We start from the raw sequence: 15,506 nt of genomic DNA on the forward strand, positions 1-15,506 counted from the left end.
GGTCCGCGCTCACACATCTGGCACGGCAAATTGCGGCCGGCTCCGACAACCCCACCGACGTCTTCGCGCTGGTCGCCACCGGCATGGAGGAGAGCCTGTCGCGCCGGGTCAAGGAGGCCTCCGAGAGTTATCACGGGTTCCTGCTCAACCAGGTCCAGCAGGCGCAGGAGGAGGAGCGCCGCCGGATCGCGCGTGACCTGCACGACCGGATCGGTCACGGCGTCAGCGTCGCGCACCAGCAGCTCGCGCTGTCGGAGCTGCACCGCGGCACCGACCCCGCCAGGGCGGCCATCAAGCTCGGGGTCGCCCAGCAGGCGATCCAGGAGGCGATGGAGCACCTCCGCCAGATCACCTCGGAACTGCACCCGCAGACGACGGTCAAGAGCCTGGAGAAGGCGCTGCTCGGGTTCCTGGAGGCGATCGAGGACGACGGGGTGTCGGTCGGCCTGGACGTGAACGGCGACGAGTCGTGGGCCGAGCCGCGTGTCCTGGACGAGTCCTTCCTGATCATCCGCGAGGCGACCAGGAACGCGCTGACCCACGGCGGGCCGTCGGTGGTCCTCATGCGGGTCGACATCGCCCCGCACGAACTCCAGGCGTTCGTCCAGGACAACGGCCGGGGCTTCGAGCCGTCCCGGGCCCGGGGCCGCGGCGTGGGGCTGGCCTCGATGCGGGAGCGGGCCGAGCTGCTCGGCGGCCGGCTGACGATCACCAGCGCCCCCGGCAGCGGCTGCCGGGTCGACCTGTCCATCCCGCTCAAGAGGCAGTCCCGTGAGTCCGACGAGCTCTAGCGGGAAGATCTCGATCGCGCTCGTCGACGACCACGCCCTGTTCCGCGAGGGCCTGCGCGAGATCCTCGAATCCACCGCCGACCTGGTCATCGCCGGAGAGGCGGGCAACTCCTCCGACGCCGTGCGGCTCGTGCGGGACACCCGCCCCGACGTGGTGCTGCTGGACGTGGAGATCCCCGGCGACGACGTGCTGGAGACCGTCACCCGGATCCGGGCGTTCTCGCCGGCCACCCGGATCATCATCCTGAGCATGTACGACGGCCCGCACCTCCTCACCCGCCTGCTGGCGGCCGGGATCAGCGGCTACCTGCTCAAGAGCATCCACCGGCACGAACTGTTCGCGGCCGTGCGCGGCGTCTGCGAGGACCCGGGCCGGGTCGTGCTCGCCGTGTCCCGCACCAGCCTGGCCCAGGTCGAGGGCCCGCAGCCGGGGGTGCTGACCGACAAGGAGAAGGAGATCCTGCAGCTGGCCGCGCAGGCGCTGAGCAACCTCCAGATCGCCCGCCGGCTCGGGCTGGCCGAGGCGACCGTCAAGCGGCACATGCGCAACATCTTCGTGAAGCTCAACGCGGTCTCCCGGATCGACGCCGTCAACAAGGCGACGGCCGCGTCGCTGATCCCGGGTCAGAGCAGGAGGGAGTCCGACTGATCCGCCGTCCCGGGCGGGAAGATCCGGCTGAGCTCGTCGCGGATGCCCGGGGCGAGCCGCACCTCGGAGGCGGACAGGTTCATCTCCAGATGCACCTCGTCGCGGGTGCTCGGCACCGGCACGACGTGGTCGCCCTGGGACAGCAGCCAGCCGAGCGCCAGCCGGCCCGCGCCCAGGTCCAGCCGGGCGGCGACGTCCTCGACCGCGCGCAGCGGGTCCTGGCCGCGCCGCAGGCCGGCGGGGTGGAAGCGGGGGTCGCCGCGCCGCCAGTCGCCGGGCGCCAGCTGGTCGGCGGAACGGATGCGGCCGGTGAGGAAACCGCGGCCGACCGGGCGGGCGGCCACGACGCTGACGCCCAGCCGCCGGGCCTCGTCCAGCAGGCCGGGCTGGGCGCGCAGTCCCCACAACGAGTACTCCACTCCGAGCGCGGCCACCGGATGGACGGCGCTGGCCTCGCGGAGCTGCCGCAGCGTCCCGTCGGACAGCCCGACATGGCGGACCTTCCCGGCTCTGACCAGGTCGGCCAGCCCGGACATGCTCTCCTCGACCGGGGCGTCCCGGTGGGGTGAGCGCAGGTAATAGAGGTCGATGGCGTCCACGTCGAGGCGTTTCAGCGACGCCTCGCACGCCTGCGCCGTGCCGCTCCCGCGGGTGCAGACCACGACCTCCTGGCGGCGGCCCGCGACCGCCCGGCCGATCAGGCGCTCGACCCGGCCGTCGTCGTAGAGGTCGGCGGTGTCGACGATGCTGACGCCGGCGTCCAGCGCGCGGCCGATCAGGTTGAGCGCGTCGCCGGGTTCCACCGCCCCGTACGCCCCGGACAGCGCGAGGGTGCCGAGCCCGATATTGGAGATCACCGGGCCGTAGCGGCCGAGTCTGGTGAAACGCAATTTCCCCCCTCGGCGAGCCCTGTGTCCGTCAAAGTCCCGTCAAAAGCGTACAGTGACGGTTCGTTCGCCGCCGGTTTGGCCGGGGAAATAGGGGAACCCCCGCCGGGCGGTGGGGTGGGGGGTAACAGGGGGTGGCTAGGGGTGCCGGGACGAGAGGCCGCTGATTAGGTTCGGAGTCAGTGGAATCTGTGCGGGAGAGATTATGGAAATTGCTCGACATCATCTCTTCGAGAATATATGGGCCCGATGATGGACCGCGGTTTCATATTCCGGGTGCTCGGCCCCATGCAGGTCCTGCGCGACGGCGCCGAGTTGCGGATCTGCGCCAGCCGTGAACTGGCGATCCTGGCCAGCCTGGTGCTCAACGCGGGGCGCGCGGTCAGCGTCGACCGCCTGATCGAGACCGTCTGGACGGAGTCCGCGCCCCCCAGCGCGCGCCGCCAGATCGCCATCTGCGTGTCCCGGCTCCGCCGTGTCCTGGGCGCCGGCGTGATCGAGACGTCCAGCCCTGGCTACCTGATCCGCCCCGCCCCCGACAGCATCGACTGGTTGCGGTTCCAGTCCCTGGTGGCCCGTTCCCGGGGCGAGGCCGCGGGCAAGAACCGCGAGCAGGCGGTCCGGCTGCTGCGCGAGGCGCTCGCGCTCTGGCGCGGTAACCCCTTCGAGGACATCCGGGGCCTGCGCTACGACGTGGCCCGGATGGAGGAGTCCCGGCTGGAGGCCGCCGAGGCCTGCCTGGAGCTGGAGATCGAGCTGGGCCACCACCACGAGGTGATCCCCGAACTGCTGGCGCTGGTCGCCGAGCACCCGTTCCGTGAGCGGGTCAGGGCCCAGCTCATGCTGGCCCAGTACCGGGCCGGCCGGCGTGCCGACGCGCTGCGCGCCTACCAGGAGACCCGCCGCTACCTGCGCGACCAGATCGGCCTGGAGCCCGGCCCCGCGCTGCGCCACCTGCACGAGCGCATCCTGCGCGACGAGTCGGGCCTGATGCGGCAGCCCGCGCACCGGGCCGGCGCGGTCGTGGTGCCGTCCCAGCTCCCGCCCCGCGTCCTGCCGTTCGTCGGGCGCGGGGAGGAACTGGCCGCGCTGGACGCGGTGCTGCGGCCCGACCCGGAGACGGCGCTGCCCGGCACGACCGTGCTGAGCGGCCCGGCCGGCATCGGCAAGACCGCGCTGGCGTTGCGGTGGGCGCACGACCGGGCCGGCTGGTTCCCCGACGGACACCTGTTCGCCGACCTGGAGGAGACCGAGCCCGCCGCCGTGCTGGGACGGTTCCTGCGCGCGCTCGGCGTGCCCCGCGCCGACATCCCCGCCGACCGCGACGAGAAGGTCGCGCTGTTCCGCAGCTGGACGGCCCGCCGCCGGATGGTCGTGGTGCTGGACGGAGCCAGGGACGCCGCCCAGGTGCTGCCGCTGCTGCCCGGCGGCGCCGACTGCCGGGTGATCGTGACCAGCACCGACCCGCTGGACGAGCTGGTGGCCCGGCAGGGCGCGCACCGCGAGTTCGTCCGGCCGCTCGCCGCCGAGGCCGCCAGGGAACTGGCCGGTCTGCTGGCCGGCCCGGCCGGGGCGCAGGCCGTGACCGATCTGCTGGCGCACTCCTCCGGCAACCCGCTGCGGTTGCGGATGGGGGCCGCCCGCATCCGCTCCCTGGCCGGGTCGGTCACGTCCGGCACAGGATGACGTCGAGGGCCTTCTCCAGTTCGGCGTGGTCGCCGCCCCGGGTGCGCCAGCCGACGTGGCCGTCGGGGCGCACTAGGACCGCGCCCTCCGGGCCGACGCCGTACGCCTCCGCCCACTCCGCCGAGTCGATCTCCATCACCTTCACCCCCGGCGCCGCGGCCCAGCCGCTGCCTGCCGCGGTGAGCAGCGTGAACCCCGGGCCGAGCAGGTCGAGCGTGGACACGCCGGGCGACACCCAGAGGTGCGGGGCGCGGTGGCCCGGCCGGGCGGTCGGCACGTACGTCCGGTAGGGGTCGGCCGGGGCGGGGGCCGGCGTGCCGTCCGGGACGACGGCGGCCGAGTCGTAGTGGAAGCCCAGCACCAGTCCCTCCGACCCGCGCCGCCCCGCCTGCCGCTCGATGGCCTCGTGCATGGACAGCCGCCCGGCCATCATCTGGGCCGTGATCATGGCGTTGACCAGGCTCTCGTCCACGGTGCGCACCGCGATCGGGCGGCGTTCCTCCGCGTAGGTGTCCAGCAGTCGCGGGCCGGCCTCGCCGCGCAGGACGGCGGCCAGCTTCCAGGCCAGGTTGTGCGCGTCCTGGATGCCGCAGTTCATGCCGAACCCGCCCTGCGGGGTGGCCACGTGCGCGGCGTCCCCGGCCAGGTAGACGGGGTCCCTGGCGAACTCGGCGGCGACCACGGCCTGCTGGAGCCAGGGCATCACGCCCACGATGTCGACCGGGTGGTCGGGGATGCCGATCGCCGAACGCACGGCGGCCAGGCAGTACTCCTCGGTGAAGTCGTCGGCGCTGCCGCCCCTGGCGGGGTCGTACCCGGTCTGCATGATCCAGCGGCGGCGGTTGTCGACCGCCTCGATCGCGCCGCCGGGGGTGCTGCGCACGAAGGAGAGGGCGGCGCGGCGGCCGGGGGGCAGGAAGTCGAAGTCGGCGTCGAACATGATGCTGACCATGTGCCCGAGCGGGGGCGGCCCTTCCACGGCGATGCCGAGCCGCTCGCGGATCGTGCTGCGGCCGCCGTCGGCGGCGATCAGGTAGCGGGCCCTGACCCGGGTGGCGACTCCGTCCGCGACCACCGTCGCCTCGACCCCGTCAGGGTCGATCCGCAGGTCGGTCATGGTGGTGCCGAAGCGCACGTCGGCGGCCGACCGGGCGACCCTGCGCATGATCACTTCGAGGATGTCCTGGGAGCACAGATAGGTGTAGGTCGGGCTCTGTGCCGCGTCCTCGGCGATGGCCGCCGCCTTGCGCAGGTAGTCGCCGGCGCTCAGCGAGGTGCCGACGCCGACCGCCAGCACGTCCTCGCGCGGCATGCCGGCCCGTTCCACCTCGTCCTGGATGCCCCAGGAGCGCAGGATCTCCATCGTCCGGGTGGAGATGAGCCGCGCTTTCGGGAAAAGCGATGTGTCCGGATGTTTTTCTACGAGTAACGAACGTATTTCGTGCCGGGACAACTCGATGGACGCCGCCAGCCCGACCGGGCCGCCGCCCACTATCAAAACCTCGACGTTCTCGTCCACGGGGACAGAATCATATGCCGCCAAATGCGCGTCAATGCTCGGATAACCCGGTGATACAGGCGTGATATCGCGCCTTAGTAGCTTGATTCTTGAAGTTTCGGACTATTTCCGAGTTCGATTGTCTGGAGACGACGATGCTCTTTGCCGAAGGCTCCGTGGCCCTGGTTACGGGTGGCTCCCGCGGCATCGGCCGGGCCGTCGCGCTCGACCTCGCCGCCGAGGGCGCGCACGTGATCGTCAACTACGCCCGCTCCGAGGCCGACGCCAAGGAGGTCGTCACCCTCATCGAGGAGCGCGGCGGCACCGCGACGGCCGTCCGCGCGGACGTCACCGACGAGGACGCGGTGCGGGCGATGTTCCGCGAGGTCCGCGCCGTCCAGGGCCGGCTGGACATCCTGGTGACCAGCGCCGGCATCACCCTGGACCGCTACCTCGTCGCGATGAACCTGGAGCAGTTCCGCACGCCGATGGACGTCAACATGACCGGCACCTTCCTGGTCTGCCGGGAGGGCCTGCGGCTGATGCAGCACCAGCGCCGCGGCGCGATCGTGACGCTGTCCTCCACCAGCGGCCTGGACGGCGGCTTCCCCGGCCAGACCAACTACGTGGCGTCCAAGGGCGCGATCATCGCGTTCACCAGGGCGCTGTCCAACGAGGCCGCCCCCCACGGGGTGCGCGCGAACGTCGTCGCGCCCGGTTTCGTCGCCACCGACATGACCCGAAAGGTGCCCGCCGAGATCAGGAAGCAGTACGAGTCCCGCATCCGGCTGGGCCGGATGGGGCGGCCCGAGGAGATCGCCTCGATCGTCAGCTTCCTCGCATCCGACAAGGCGTCTTACATCTCCGGCTCTGTCGTGGTCGCCCACGGCGGCGGCCTCGGCTGAAGAACCCAACCTGGAGGACAGATGACCGTCGACGAGCTCCGCGCCAAGGCCGCCGAGCGTCAGCAGACGTGCAGCCAGATCAAGAAGATGATCGTGTCCCGCCTCGACCTGGAGGTCGAGCCCGACTGGATCACCGACGACCAGCCGCTCTTCGGGCGCGGCCTGGAACTCGACAGCCTGGACGTGCTGGAGCTGTACGTCGCGATCGAGGCCGAGTTCGGGGTGGCCCTGTACGACAGCGAGATGGCCGTCTTCGGCTCCATCTCCCGCCTCGCCGACGAGGTCGACCCGCGGCTCAGGGCGAGCGCATGACGATCGTGGCGGCGGCCCCCGTCACCGGGCTGACCAACGACCAGATCCGCGAGGTGCTGCCGCACCGCTGGCCGATGTTGCTGCTGGACCGGGTCGGCAAGGTCGAACCCGGCGTCAAGGGCACGGCGACCAAGAACGTCACCGGCACCGAATTGTGGTTCCAGGGCCACTTCCCGACCGAGGCGGTGCTGCCCGGCGTGGTGATCATCGAGGCCATGGCGCAGCTCGCCGGCGTGGTCTTCGCCCTGGCCGGGGCCAGCCGGATCAGTTACCTGGCCGGGGTCAGGTCGATGCGGTTCCGCCGCCCCGTCGTCCCCGGCGACCGGCTCACCCTGACCGCCGAGCGGACCGGCGGCGGCGCGGGCTTCGCCGAGTTCCGGGTCTCGGCCCGGGTCGACGGCCAGGTCGCCGCCGAAGGAAACCTCACCATCGTCGATCCGGCGGGCAACGCCGCCGCAGGAAAGGTGTGACCAGATGACGCTCACGCACCCCGAGGGCACCGTTCACGGCCAGGTGGGCGACGCCACCGTCCCGCTCCGCTTCACCGACCTGTCGGCCGAGTACGGCGTGCTCAGGGACCGGGCGGTGGCACTCGACCTGAGCGGGCACACGCTGGTCGAGATCAGCGGCCCCGCCGCGGTCGACTTCGCGCAGCGGGTGCTCGCCCGCGACGTGGAGTACCTGACCTCCGAGCGCTGCATGATGAGCCTGGTGCTGGACGACGACGGGCGGGTCGTCGACCAGGTCCTGGCGTTCGGCCGGGAGGACGGGCTGCTGCTGGAGAGCTCGGTCGGGGCGGGCACCCGGCTGATCGAGCATCTGCGGGCCCACAACGACGAGGGCGTGGAGATCGTCGACCGGTCCGCCGACCTGACCGTGATCGGCCTCGAAGGCCCGTACGCCTGGGGCGTCGTCGGCCGCCTGATCGACGGCGAGCTGGCCTCGCTGCCCTTCGAGGCGGTGGCGGACACCGTGTGGAACGACGTCGAGATCGTCTTCGCCCGGACCGGGTTCACCGGCGAGTACGGCTACCAGATGATCGTGCCGGTCGAGTCGGCCGCCGACCTGTGGCGGGCCACCCTGGAGCACGTCACCCCCTCCGGGCAGGAGGCGCTGGAGCTGGCGATGCTGGAGGTGCGCCAGCCCATTCCCCGGCTGGAGACCGCCGGCGACGCCGACGTGATCGAGATCGGCGCCAACTGGCTGGTCGACGTCACCAAGGACGAGTTCGTCGGCAAGGAGGCCGTGCTCGCCGCGTTCGAGTCGCGGCAGGGCCGCAGGACCGTCGGCTTCTCCGGCGGCGACGTCGTGCCCGAGCCGGGTGCGCGCGTGCTGGCCGGCGGCGAGGACGTCGGCGAGGTGGTGTTCGCGGTGCGCAGCGTCGGCCTCGGCGCGACCCTCGGCCTGGCCAGGGTGGAGGCCGGGCTGGCCGCCGCCGGGCTGGAGCTCACCGTGGAAGGCGCCGGCGTGACCACGCTGACCAGCCCTTACATCGTGCCCAAGAGCTGGAGCATCCCGATCATCTGATCGGTTCCGCCAGGTAAGGAGATCCAGTATGGCGCTGCGGCCCGTCGTCGTCACCGGCCTGGGAGTCATCTGTGCCGTCGGCCGAGACCCCGAAGAGTTCTGGCACCGGCTCACCACCGGCCAGGGCGGCCTCACCCCCATCCAGGACCCGGCCTTCGAGGTCTTCGAGGCCCGGTACGCCGGACAGGTCCCGGACGAGTGGGTCACCGGGCAACTGCCCGAGCCCGACACCACCCTGGACCGCACCGCCGCGCTCGCCCTGATCGCCGCCCGCCAGGCGATCGCCCAGGCGGGGCTGACCGGCGTCGAGGCCACCCGGTTCGGGATGATCCTCGGCAAGTGCCAGGCCACCCCCGACGCGGCCGGCCACTACCAGCCCATGCACCACACCCAGGACGTGATCGCCGACCGGCTGGGCATGCGCGGCCCCCGCATCCTGGTGTCCACGGCCTGCGCGGCCGGCGGCAACGCGGTCGGGCTGGCCAAGGACAAGATCCGCGCAGGGGAGGCCGACGCCGTCCTGGCCGGCGGCGTCGACCCGCTGCTGTTCGGCACCTACGCCGGTTTCGCCGGGCTCAAGGCCCTGAGCACCGGCCCGTGCCGGCCCTACAGCCACTCCGACGGCCTGAACCTCGGCGAAGGAGCCGCGTTCCTGCTGCTGGAGCCGCTGGACCTGGCGCTGGCCCGGGGCGCGGTCCCGCTGGCCGAGGTCGCCGGGTACGGCCTGTCCGCCGACGCCTACCACGCCACCGCCCCCGACCCCACCGGCCGCGGCGGGGTGTCGGCGATGCGGCGGGCGCTCGCCGACGCCGGCCTGACCACCGGCGACGTCGGCTACGTCAGCGGGCACGGCACGGGCACCCCGGCCAACGACGCCATGGAGGCCAAGGTCATGCGCACGGTCTTCGGGCCGCGCGCCGGGCAGGTGCCGACCAGCAGCATCAAGTCGTTCGTCGGCCACACCCTGGGCGCGGCCGGCGCGGTCGAGGCGGTCGCCGCGGTGCTCGCCCTGCGCGACGGCGTCGCGCCCCCCACGATCGGCTTCGACGCCGAGGCCGTGCCCGGCGACCTGGACTTCGTGCCGAACCAGGCGCGCAAGCTCTCGACCGGCACGGTCGTCTCCAACAACTACGCCTTCGGCGGCAACAACGTCTCGCTGGTCCTGACCACACCGGGCCCCGACCGGGAGTGGGCGGAACCGGCGCCGCGGGAGGCCGTGATCACCGGGCTCGGGCCGGTCAGCGGGCTCGGGGCCGGCGTGGCCGAGACCACCGAGGCCATCCTGGCCGGTCGCCGGGCACCGGGCGCGCGGCCCTCCCTGGAGGGCCGGACGTTCGCGCCCCGCTCGCTCTGGCGGCACATGAACAACCTGTCCAGGATGGCCATCGCGGCCGCCCGGCTGAGCTGGGAGGACGCCGGGCTGAAGCTGCCCAGGAAGGAACTCGACGACGTCGCGCTGGTGTTCGCCACCGGCGCCGGGTCGGCGGAGAGCACCGGCGGCTTCGACGACAGCATCGCGGCCAACCCGAACAAGCCCGCTGTGCTCAGCTTCTCCAACGTGGTGCTGAACGCCACCGGCGGCGCGGTCTGCCAGACCCTCGGGTTACGCGGGCCGACCACGACGATCTGCAGCGGCGGGGCGTCGGCGTCGATCGCGCTGACCTGCGCGCTGGAGATGATCAGGGACGGCAAGGCCGATGTGGTCCTGGTGGTGGCCGCCGACGAGCACGTCGGCGTGGTGCCGCAGGACACCTTCGTGTCGCCGTACGACCGGGACTCGGAACGGGTGCCCGGGTCGGCGGCGGTCGCGTTCGTGGTGGAGGCGGCCGACCACTGCGCGGCGCGGGGCGGGACTCCGTACGCGCGGGTGCTGGCGGCCGGTCACGTCAGCGGCCCCTTCGACGGGCTCACCGGCCTCGCCGGGCTCACCGAGCCGCTCGACCTGGTGGTCGGCGCGGCCACCGGGGGCGGCGACGACGCCGAGGAGGCCGCCTCCGTGCTGGCCGCGCTGCCGGGTGTGCCGCTGACCGCGTCGGCCGGGCTCACCGGCGACTGCCAGGCCGCGACCGGCGCCCTCAACATCACGCTGGCCGCGCTCGCGATCAGGGACGGGGTCGCGCCCGCCCTGACCGGGCTGGCCACGCCGGTGGCCGGCGGGCTCGCCGACTACCTGGGCGAACCGGAGCTGCCGGAGCCGGCCCGGCGGGCGCTGGTGCTCAGCTCCGCGCCCGGCTCGGTGCGCGGCGCCGTCGTGCTGGGGGCGATATGACCCTCTTCGAGGTGAGCGAGACCGATCGGCTGCTGACCACGACCCGGTCCGTACGCCGCCGCCTGGACCTGGACCGGCCGGTGCCCAGGGAGATCGTCGAGGAGACGCTGGAGATCGCCGTCCAGGCGCCCACCGCGAACAACCACCAGAACTGGCGCTGGCTCGTGGTCAGCGAGCCCGCCGTCAAAGAGAAGATCGCCGAGATGACGCGGGCGTCCTGGTTGTTCCACCGCAACGACGTGTGGACCAACGCGGGGCGGCGGCGGAACACGGCGCAGGCCCGCCGCAACAACGCGTCGGTGGTCGCGCTGGCCGAGACGATCGCGCGGGTGCCGATCCTGGTCATCCCGTGTGTGCTCGGCCGCCCGCCGGACATCGAGGCGATCGACGCCGCGTGGCGGGAGCGCATGTCGACCAAGCCGCCGGAGGACCCGGGCCACCACGTCCGGCTCGGCCCGATGCGGGCCAGCATCTTCTACGGCTCGATCTTCCCCGCCATCTGGTCCTTCCAGCTGGCGCTGCGCAGCCGCGGCCTCGGCAGCACGATCACCTGCATGCACATCCCGCACGAGCGGCAGGTCGGCGAGCTGCTGGGCATCCCGTCCGGGGTGACGCAGGTCTGCATGATCCCGGTCGCCTACACGGTGGGCACCGACTTCCGCCCGGCGGACCGGGTCGGCGCGAAGGAACGCACGTACTGGGAGAGGTGGGAGGCATGACCGATGTCGTGATCGTCGGAGGCGGCATCGCGGGCGCGTCGGCGGCCTGCCGACTGTCCGCCGGTGGGCTGGAGGTCGTGCTCCTGGAGAAGCAGCAGGCCTACCACGACCTGGTCCGCGGTGAGTGGCTGGCCCCCTGGGGCATCCGCGAGGCGCAGCGGCTCGGCGTCTACGACTGCTTCGGGGCGGGCGGAGCCTGGGAGATCCGCGAGTGGATGACCTGGGACGAGGCGGTCGGCGACGACGAGGTGGAGGCCGTGGACATGACCGGGTTCATCCCCGGCGTCGGCGGCCCGATGTCGTTCCCGCACCACGCGGTGTGCGAGCTGATGGCCGCGCAGGCCGTGGGGTCGGGCGCCCGCCTGGTGATGGACGCCTCCCGCATCCGCGTCACCGCCGGACCGGAACCCGTCGTCACCTACCAGACCGCCGAGGGCGGGCACGAGATCCGCCCGAGGATGGTGCTCGGCGCGACCGGCCGGGGCTGCACCGTCGGGCGGCAGATCGGCGTCACCATGCGCAACTCCATGCACCACTGGGGCGGCGGCATGATGGTCGAGGGCCTGGACGCCTGGCCGGCCGACGTGCAGGCCATGGGCACCGAGGGCGACGTGATGTTCATGGTCTTCCCGCAGGGGTACGGCCGCGCCCGCCTCTACCTGAACTTCCCCGCCGAGAACAAGCTGCGCTACCGGGGCGAGGGGGGCGTCGAACGGTTCCTGGCCGCGTTCGAGCTCGACTGCCTGCCCGACCGCGGCAAGGCCGTCACCGAGGCCGTTCCGGCCGGGCCGCTGTCGGTGTGGCCGTCGGTGTCGAGCGTGCCGGAGGGGCCGCCGCTGGCCGAGGGCGTGGTGCTGATCGGCGACGAGGCCGGCAACGCCGACACGGTGCTCGGCACCGGGCTCTCCTGCGCGATGCGCGACTCCCGGACCGTCTGCGACATCCTGCTCGGCTCCGGCGACTGGTCGCCGGCGGCGTTCGAGCCGTACGTGCGGGAGCGCGAGTTCCGGCTCGACCGGCTGGCGTTCGGCGCCGACATCGTCAGCCGGCTGCACGTGGAGTTCGGCCCCGAGGCGGTGGAACGCCGCCGGCGGGCCCGCCGGTTGATGGCGAAGAACTTCGCCGCCCAGGTCACGGGCCTGCTGAACATGGTGGCCCCCGAAGATGTGCCCGAGTTCGGATTCAGCGAGTTCTTCGCCGAACGGTTGTTCAGGGAGACGGCATGACCGAGAAGAAGACGGTGCGCGTCAACGACGTCGACATCGCCTACGTGGACGAGGGCGAAGGCGACCCCGTCATCCTGCTGCACGGCTACCCCGACTCCTCCTATCTGTGGCGGCACCAGATCCCGGCGCTCGCCGAGGGCGGATTCCGGGTGATCGCGCCCGACCTGCGCGGCTTCGGCGACTCCTCCAAGCCGCAGGAGATCGAGGCGTACCGCATGCAGACGATCGTCAACGACGTCGTCGCGCTCACCGGCAAGCTCGGCATCCGCCGCCCGCACGTGGTCGGCCACGACTGGGGCGCGGCCATCGCCTGGATGTACGCGTTCCTGATGCCCCGCAGGATCGACCACCTGGCCGTGTTGTCGGTCGGCCACCCCGGGGTGTTCGCGCGGCCGTCCATCGAGCAGCGCGCGGCCTCCTGGTACATGCTGCTCTACCAGTTCCCCGGGATCAGCGAGGAACTGCTGCGCCGCAACGGCTGGCGGCTGTTCAAGGAAATCATGGGCAGGGAGGGCGACCACGACCGCTACCTGCGCGACATGGCCCGGCCCGGCGCGCTGACCGCCGGCCTGAACTGGTACCGCGCGAACCGCTCGCCCGAGGCGGAGCTGCGGCCCGCCCGGCCGTTCCCGCCGGTCCTGGCCCCGACCCTGGGCATCTGGGGGTCCCGCGACCAGGCGCTGCGCGAGGAGGGCATGCTCGGCTCGGCCAAGTTCGTGAAGGGCCCGTGGCGGTACGAGCGGGTCGAGGAGGCCGGCCACTGGATCCCGCTCGACGCCCCCGAACTGGTCAGCAAGCTGCTGCTGGGCTTCCTCGGCACGGAGGACTCGGCCCAGGCCGAACGACGCCCGCGCAGGCGGCTCTGATGCTCGGCTACCTGTTCCCCGGTCAGGGCACCGTCCGGGTCGGCATGGGCGCCTGGTTGCGCCGCCGGCCGGTCGCCCGCGCCGTGCTCGACGAGGTGGACGGACTCCTGACCCACCCGATCTCGGCGTTGTGCGTGCGCGGCCCGCTCGACCGGCTGGTGGCCACCGAGCACGCGCAGATCGCGGTGACCGCGTGCAACCTGGCGGCGCTGGCCGTCCTGCGGGAGGAGGGCTATGAGCCGGGCGTAGTGGCCGGGCACAGCGTCGGCGAGCTGACCGCGCTGCACGCGGCCGGGGTGCTCGGGCTCGCCGACACCGTCCGCCTGGTGGAGACCAGGTCGCGGCTGATGTCGCGGGTCGGCGTGACGGGCGGGATGCGCGCGGTGATGGGCCTGCCGGTCGAGCGGGTCGAGGAGCTGGCCGCGCTGGCCCAGGCCCCGGAGGAGCCTCTCGTGGTCGGGCTGGAGAACGCGCCCGGACACGTGGTCGTCTCCGGTTCGACGGCGGCGCTGGACCGGCTGACCGGCCTGGCCGCCGACGCCGACGCCGACAAGATCGTGCCGCTGTCGGTGGGCAACGCCTTCCACTCGCCGCTGATGGCCGCGGCCGTGCCGGGATGGGCCGAGGCCGTCCGGGCCGCGCCGATGGCGGCGCCCCGGGTGCCGGTCGTGCCCAACGTCACCGGCCGGCCCACCGAGGACCTCGACGTGCTCAGGGACGCGCTGATCGCCCAGCTCACCGGCCGGGTCCGCTGGACGGACACCGTCACGGTCGTGGACGCGCTCGGGCTCGCCGTCGAGGTGGGCGACAGCAAGGTGCTGGCCGGGTTGTCCCGCCGGGCCGGCGCGCGCTGCCTCAGCATGGCCGACCCCGGCACGCTGCGCCGGCTGGCCAGGGAGTTCGCGGCATGAGCCGGTGGGGCAGCGCCATGGTCGCCTTCGCCGGGCTCACCCGGCCGCAGGACCTGCTGGACGGCATGCGGATCGAGGACGTCTACACCCCGGCCGAACGGCTGCGCTCCGGCGCGGGCCGGTCGCTCCAGCACTGGGCGGGCCGGCTGGCCGCCAAGCGCGCCGTCCTGCGCCTGCTCGGCGTCCCGCCGACGGCCGAGCACCTGGCCCAGGTCGAGGTCCTGCCCCGCCCCACCGCGGCCTGCGCCCGCACCGCCGCCTGCAACGACGGCCATCCCCCTTCCGTCCGGCTCGGCCCCGCCCTCGCGACCCGGATCGACCAGCGCATCCGGCTCTCGCTCAGCCACACGTCCGGCCGGGCGCTGGCGATGGCCGTGGCGTCGGCCGAGCTCCGCGAAGAGGAGGGGTGATGGACGCCAGGAAGATCGCCGAAGCGCATCTGGAGGCGTGGCGGAACGCCGACCCCGCCGCCGTGGCCGCCGCCGTCACCGCGTTCCAGGACCCCGACACCGACGGCTGGCTGAGCGGCGACGCGCTGGCCGCGCACGCGGCGGCCGTCCTGGAGCGATTCAGGAACCCGCGCCTCCAGGTCGAGCAGGTGACGGGAGACGCCGACGCCGCGACCGTCTGGTGGACCGTCGAAGCCGACCACCGCGCCTCCTACCTGGGCATTCCCGGCGTCGGCGGCGTCGTCAGGATCACCGGGACCGACCTCGTCACCGCCGAGGGGCGGGTCAGGCGCTCCTTCGACCGGCTGGCCGTCGCCGAGGCGCTCGGGTACCGGGCCGCCTTCGTGCCGGCCGCCGACGAGGTGCGCGAGTTCGGGGTCAGCGCACGGGCGGCGAGCGGACGTACCGACCGGCCCGGCGCGTTCACCCTCACCTGGGTGGAGGTCCGCGACCCGGCGGAGGCCGCCGAGGTGGACCTGCTCAGCGTGGAGATCGTCAAGGGGCTGCGGGCCTCCAAGGGCTTCCTCGGGGTCGCCACGTTCGACGTCGGCGACCGGAAGTACACGCTCGCCGCCTTCGACCGGCCCGAGTCGGTGCGGGCCGTGCACGCCCGCCCGCACCAGCGGGCGGTGCGCAGATTCTTCAAGGCCGGGCTCAGCGCCCGCGCCCTCACCAGCGTCCTGATCCCCGAGACCGTCCGCGAGTACGCCCGCTGCGCCGACTGCGGCACCGTGGTCCGGCTCGCCGACGGCGCGGCCTGCGGCTGCGGGTGGACGCCCGCCGACGTCCCCCTACTGTGACGGGAGCAACG

General features: G+C 73.0%; 16 protein-coding genes. 14 read left to right on the forward strand and 2 right to left on the reverse strand.

Annotation, left to right across the window (positions count from 1 at the left end; genetic code table 11):
• Positions 1-83: 83 nt before the first annotated feature.
• Both QSK34_RS04525 and QSK34_RS04530 read left to right on the forward strand, forming a co-directional pair.
• Complete coding sequence (locus QSK34_RS04525) at positions 84-791, forward strand: sensor histidine kinase (RefSeq protein ID WP_161478447.1); 708 nt, start codon at positions 84-86, stop codon at positions 789-791.
• Positions 772-1,440, forward strand: coding sequence for a response regulator (locus tag QSK34_RS04530; protein WP_285580204.1), 669 nt, complete (start codon positions 772-774; stop codon positions 1,438-1,440). The genes QSK34_RS04525 and QSK34_RS04530 overlap by 20 nt, the downstream gene beginning before the upstream one ends.
• Here QSK34_RS04530 and QSK34_RS04535 read toward each other — a convergent pair.
• Entirely contained in the window at positions 1,416-2,330 is a 915-nt protein-coding gene (locus QSK34_RS04535; protein ID WP_285580206.1) for an aldo/keto reductase, read from the reverse strand. The genes QSK34_RS04530 and QSK34_RS04535 overlap by 25 nt on opposite strands.
• Positions 2,331-2,603: 273 nt before the next feature.
• On the opposite strand from QSK34_RS04535, the gene QSK34_RS04540 reads away from it, so the two are divergent.
• Positions 2,604-4,013: an AfsR/SARP family transcriptional regulator gene (locus QSK34_RS04540; protein WP_285580208.1), complete on the forward strand. Its 1,410-nt coding sequence runs from the start codon at positions 2,604-2,606 to the stop codon at positions 4,011-4,013.
• Here QSK34_RS04540 and QSK34_RS04545 read toward each other — a convergent pair.
• Entirely contained in the window at positions 3,994-5,532 is a 1,539-nt protein-coding gene (locus tag QSK34_RS04545; protein WP_285580210.1) for an FAD-dependent monooxygenase, read from the reverse strand. The genes QSK34_RS04540 and QSK34_RS04545 overlap by 20 nt on opposite strands.
• A 134-nt stretch (positions 5,533-5,666) precedes the next feature.
• On the opposite strand from QSK34_RS04545, the gene fabG reads away from it, so the two are divergent.
• The 11 genes from fabG to QSK34_RS04600 are packed head-to-tail and all read left to right on the forward strand — an operon-like array spanning position 5,667 to position 15,495.
• The gene (gene fabG, locus QSK34_RS04550; protein WP_285580212.1) at positions 5,667-6,416 is read left to right on the forward strand and encodes a 3-oxoacyl-ACP reductase FabG; all 750 of its coding nucleotides are present in this window, start codon (positions 5,667-5,669) and stop codon (positions 6,414-6,416) included.
• Between the two features lie 21 nt (positions 6,417-6,437).
• Complete coding sequence (locus tag QSK34_RS04555; protein ID WP_161478441.1) at positions 6,438-6,728, forward strand: acyl carrier protein; 291 nt, start codon at positions 6,438-6,440, stop codon at positions 6,726-6,728.
• Complete coding sequence (fabZ, locus tag QSK34_RS04560; RefSeq protein WP_161478440.1) at positions 6,725-7,198, forward strand: 3-hydroxyacyl-ACP dehydratase FabZ; 474 nt, start codon at positions 6,725-6,727, stop codon at positions 7,196-7,198. Before QSK34_RS04555 ends, fabZ begins: the two co-directional genes overlap by 4 nt.
• A 4-nt stretch (positions 7,199-7,202) precedes the next feature.
• Positions 7,203-8,255: a glycine cleavage T C-terminal barrel domain-containing protein gene (locus QSK34_RS04565; RefSeq protein WP_285580216.1), complete on the forward strand. Its 1,053-nt coding sequence runs from the start codon at positions 7,203-7,205 to the stop codon at positions 8,253-8,255.
• Positions 8,256-8,283: 28 nt separating this feature from the next.
• Positions 8,284-10,524, forward strand: a complete 2,241-nt coding sequence (locus QSK34_RS04570; RefSeq protein ID WP_285580218.1) for a beta-ketoacyl-[acyl-carrier-protein] synthase family protein — start codon at positions 8,284-8,286, stop codon at positions 10,522-10,524.
• A gap of 11 nt (positions 10,525-10,535) precedes the next feature.
• Complete coding sequence (locus QSK34_RS04575; protein WP_285580219.1) at positions 10,536-11,243, forward strand: nitroreductase family protein; 708 nt, start codon at positions 10,536-10,538, stop codon at positions 11,241-11,243.
• On the forward strand, positions 11,240-12,469 hold the full coding sequence (locus QSK34_RS04580; protein ID WP_285580221.1) for an FAD-dependent oxidoreductase: 1,230 nt from the start codon (positions 11,240-11,242) through the stop codon (positions 12,467-12,469). The genes QSK34_RS04575 and QSK34_RS04580 overlap by 4 nt, the downstream gene beginning before the upstream one ends.
• Positions 12,466-13,335, forward strand: coding sequence for an alpha/beta fold hydrolase (locus QSK34_RS04585; RefSeq protein ID WP_285580223.1), 870 nt, complete (start codon positions 12,466-12,468; stop codon positions 13,333-13,335). The genes QSK34_RS04580 and QSK34_RS04585 overlap by 4 nt, the downstream gene beginning before the upstream one ends.
• Positions 13,335-14,246 carry an ACP S-malonyltransferase gene (locus QSK34_RS04590; protein WP_285580225.1) on the forward strand — a complete coding sequence of 304 codons (912 nt, stop codon included), beginning with the start codon at positions 13,335-13,337 and terminating at the stop codon, positions 14,244-14,246. The genes QSK34_RS04585 and QSK34_RS04590 overlap by 1 nt, the downstream gene beginning before the upstream one ends.
• On the forward strand, positions 14,243-14,656 hold the full coding sequence (locus QSK34_RS04595; RefSeq protein WP_285580227.1) for a holo-ACP synthase: 414 nt from the start codon (positions 14,243-14,245) through the stop codon (positions 14,654-14,656). Before QSK34_RS04590 ends, QSK34_RS04595 begins: the two co-directional genes overlap by 4 nt.
• Entirely contained in the window at positions 14,656-15,495 is an 840-nt protein-coding gene (locus QSK34_RS04600; RefSeq protein ID WP_285580229.1) for an ester cyclase, read from the forward strand. Before QSK34_RS04595 ends, QSK34_RS04600 begins: the two co-directional genes overlap by 1 nt.
• The last annotated feature ends 11 nt before the right edge of the window (positions 15,496-15,506 follow it).

Origin of the sequence: Herbidospora sp. NBRC 101105 (genome assembly GCF_030269205.1) — a bacterium.
Lineage (GTDB): Bacteria > Actinomycetota > Actinomycetes > Streptosporangiales > Streptosporangiaceae > Herbidospora > Herbidospora solisilvae.

Excerpts from the sequence above, each read along its gene's own strand:
- QSK34_RS04600 (WP_285580229.1), top strand. The coding sequence starts at position 14,656 with ATGGACGCCAGGAAGATCGCCGAAGCGCATCTGGAGGCGTGGCGGAAC.
- fabZ (WP_161478440.1), top strand. The coding sequence starts at position 6,725 with ATGACGATCGTGGCGGCGGCCCCCGTCACCGGGCTGACCAACGACCAG.
- fabG (WP_285580212.1), top strand. The coding sequence starts at position 5,667 with ATGCTCTTTGCCGAAGGCTCCGTGGCCCTGGTTACGGGTGGCTCCCGC.
- QSK34_RS04595 (WP_285580227.1), top strand. The coding sequence starts at position 14,243 with ATGAGCCGGTGGGGCAGCGCCATGGTCGCCTTCGCCGGGCTCACCCGG.
- QSK34_RS04525 (WP_161478447.1), top strand. The coding sequence starts at position 84 with ATGGAGGAGAGCCTGTCGCGCCGGGTCAAGGAGGCCTCCGAGAGTTAT.
- QSK34_RS04580 (WP_285580221.1), top strand. The coding sequence starts at position 11,240 with ATGACCGATGTCGTGATCGTCGGAGGCGGCATCGCGGGCGCGTCGGCG.
- QSK34_RS04565 (WP_285580216.1), top strand. The coding sequence starts at position 7,203 with ATGACGCTCACGCACCCCGAGGGCACCGTTCACGGCCAGGTGGGCGAC.
- QSK34_RS04590 (WP_285580225.1), top strand. The coding sequence starts at position 13,335 with ATGCTCGGCTACCTGTTCCCCGGTCAGGGCACCGTCCGGGTCGGCATG.
- QSK34_RS04570 (WP_285580218.1), top strand. The coding sequence starts at position 8,284 with ATGGCGCTGCGGCCCGTCGTCGTCACCGGCCTGGGAGTCATCTGTGCC.
- QSK34_RS04585 (WP_285580223.1), top strand. The coding sequence starts at position 12,466 with ATGACCGAGAAGAAGACGGTGCGCGTCAACGACGTCGACATCGCCTAC.
- QSK34_RS04555 (WP_161478441.1), top strand. The coding sequence starts at position 6,438 with ATGACCGTCGACGAGCTCCGCGCCAAGGCCGCCGAGCGTCAGCAGACG.